We start from the raw sequence: 2,609 nt of genomic DNA, 5'->3' as shown, positions 1-2,609 counted from the left end.
GATCACGTAGTTGTTAATATAGGTAAATATGGCAACACAACAGCGGCAACCATACCGATAGCCATGTCTGAATCTTACCAGGATAGGTTGATAAAAAAAGAGGACTGGATTGTTATATCCGCATTTGGAGCGGGCTATACATGGGGAAGTTGCCTGATTAAATGGGCCATGGATTGATAAAGTTACAAAAAGTTTAATTGTAACTCAGGTGGATAGGCTGAAGACTGAAGACTGTTAGGAAAAAACGCATTTTGAAGCCATGTTTGGTACAAGAATCAAATTCAGCCAAAATACGGCAATCGTGTTCTTCTGATCCCTTCAACCTTCAGTCTAAACAGCTTCAGCCTGACTACGTGAGTAGTCTAATTCATCAATCTTCATTCGGCTCATTTTTTATTAGTATTTCTATAATTTTTCGAATATAATTATCAGCCCTGCTGACATGAAAACGGCATGCAGCAGCCCCTTGATGCCCGCCACCTTCAAACCTTGAAAGCAAAAGACCGACATTTACATTGCAGTTTTTATTAAAAATGCTGTGGCCGATACTTAACACAATCATCTGCCTTTCTTTATCATTATAGCGTATTTTAACATTTACAACCGATTCGGGAAATAGAGAATAAGCAAGGAAGCGATTTCCTTCTGGTGTTTCATTTAAGGAACGAAAATCAGTAATAGCCACGTGATTCTTTACCTGCGTGTAATTTAATAAAAGCTCTTTATATTTCTTATTATTGCTCTTAACCGTCCTGCAACGTTCTTTTACTCCTTTGTCGTTAACAACAGCACCGATTTCAAACCTTCTTATCAAATCAACAACTCTGTTCCAGTAAGCTTCATCAGCCTCATTTCGCCCTGAAATCGTCATTGACAAAAGTATATAAGGATATTTTTCAGGATGCAGAACCTCATCCATAGACAAGTCCGCCGAATCGATTTTATCTGTCTCTTGAATAAGTTCGCTATAATCTTGCTTTAATTTATCTTGGTAGTATTCAAAAACGATCCCTGCTGCTGAGGGAGCTATCTTAAATGCCCCATTAAAAGGTTTGTTGATTGTATTTGTATAATGATGGTCGAACCATAATGAGCATTTCTTGTTATAAGGCAGGTTTGCAATAATATCACCCTGTCTAATTTCAACCATACCTTTCTGAACATCACTTGGTTCAACCCACTTCACTGGCTCTGTAATATCTTCTGTCTCATAAAGAAGCGCCGCACAGACAACACCGTCAAAATCAGGTCGCGTTACAATTCTCATATGTATCTACTCCGGTTTAGATTTTAGGAGATTTTTCATTTTTCTCTCCTGTTTTGATAAGTTTGTTGAGTCGTATTTATGAAATTATTCTGCGTAAACTCAAGAGGTAGTTTCAAATACTTACTGCTTAATCCGTATTCTTTGCGAGCAAGATGCAATCGTAAGATTATTGCTATTCATAAGAATGGATCTAAAAAACCTTTCACATACCTCCTCGTTTTCCATGGTCTAACTTTAATGTACGCATTTTGTTTTATCGCATCTTCTACAGTGATTGTTTTACTCCCTCCGCCAGAGGCTCCGATACAAAGTGTATCGTTTATTGAAAATTCAACGTGAACAATCCTGTCTTTTGCTGTATTATTCCAGAAAACCAGGCATCCTGCATATGGTTTATCTGCTTTTTTGTTTTTTAACCTCTCCCACAACATCTGTGCTGTCCAGTCGCCTTTTCTCGGAAGTATCCCGACAGATTTTAATATTTCAACACAAAATCCGGAACAGTCAAAACCTGCCATCGGATCATCGCCACCCCATAGATATGATGTCCCGAGAAAACTCCACGCAACCTTTAAGCCAACCTCTCTTTTTTCGACTATATCCATATATTAACTCCTTTCTATTTTTCACTTGGTGACATTGTTTTTTTAGTATAAATATATTGTGAGCAAAAAACAATCAATTATATTTGATAAATTCGATTTTCTACGAATTCATCAAATTTGAATCATAGATGAATTTAAGGTGCAGGAATATCGAAACAGCGACTTCAAGGGCTATATAAAGATTAAAGTTTTTTATTTAATTGCCGATAAATAAATTGGATGATTATAATTTAACCAATTGTTTTTCTTGCATTCTAAATATTGCAGCAGTATTGATTAAAAAGGGGGTTATTATGAAACGCAGAATCTCAGTGTTTTTTACCACCGGTTTTTTATTGGCATGTTTTTTAATTAATTCAAACAACTTAATTGCGGAAACCTCATCAGCTTTAACACACCGGGTTTTCATTCTGCACAGCTATGAAGCAAATCACGTCTGCGGACAGCCGCAGCATGATGGTGTTATCGAAGCACTAAGAAAAGCCGGATTTAAAGAAAAAGAAAACCTGGAAATTCTTACTTTTTTCATGGACACCAAACGAAAAAACAATACCCTTGAACTCATGGAAAAGCAGTCTTGTCTGGCTTTAAAAGAAATACACATTTTTAAACCACACGTTCTTGTTGTCTTTGATGACAACGCTTTTCGTACAGTTGCTTTAAAACTTGTAGATTCACAAATTCCTATCATTTTTTCCGGAATGAACGGTCAGCCGGAGGATTATAATAAAATGAAG

Annotated in this window: 4 protein-coding genes; 2 read left to right on the top strand and 2 right to left on the bottom strand. The window is 36.6% G+C overall.

Annotated elements, in window-relative coordinates; all coding sequences use genetic code 11:
* Positions 1 to 177 (top strand): 3-oxoacyl-[acyl-carrier-protein] synthase III C-terminal domain-containing protein (locus K8S13_RS16500; RefSeq protein ID WP_291464180.1); only part of this gene is annotated, 177 nt, incomplete at its 5' end.
* Between the two features lie 193 nt (positions 178 to 370).
* Here the strand turns inward: K8S13_RS16500 and K8S13_RS16495 are convergent.
* Together K8S13_RS16495 and K8S13_RS16490 are read right to left on the bottom strand one after the other, a co-directional pair.
* Positions 371 to 1,267, bottom strand: coding sequence for an exopolyphosphatase (locus K8S13_RS16495; RefSeq protein ID WP_291464179.1), 897 nt, complete (start codon positions 1,265 to 1,267; stop codon positions 371 to 373).
* Between the two features lie 176 nt (positions 1,268 to 1,443).
* The gene (locus K8S13_RS16490; protein ID WP_291464178.1) at positions 1,444 to 1,872 is read right to left on the bottom strand and encodes an NlpC/P60 family protein; all 429 of its coding nucleotides are present in this window, start codon (positions 1,870 to 1,872) and stop codon (positions 1,444 to 1,446) included.
* A gap of 293 nt (positions 1,873 to 2,165) precedes the next feature.
* On the opposite strand from K8S13_RS16490, the gene K8S13_RS16485 reads away from it, so the two are divergent.
* A partial coding sequence (locus K8S13_RS16485) for a hypothetical protein (protein ID WP_291464177.1) occupies positions 2,166 to 2,609 on the top strand: 444 nt, incomplete at its 3' end.

This window comes from Desulfobacula sp. (genome assembly GCF_021107415.1).
This window is presented reverse-complemented; position numbering and strand designations above follow the sequence as displayed.

Excerpts from the sequence above, each read along its gene's own strand:
- K8S13_RS16495 (WP_291464179.1), bottom strand. The coding sequence starts at position 1,267 with ATGAGAATTGTAACGCGACCTGATTTTGACGGTGTTGTCTGTGCGGCG.
- K8S13_RS16490 (WP_291464178.1), bottom strand. The coding sequence starts at position 1,872 with ATGGATATAGTCGAAAAAAGAGAGGTTGGCTTAAAGGTTGCGTGGAGT.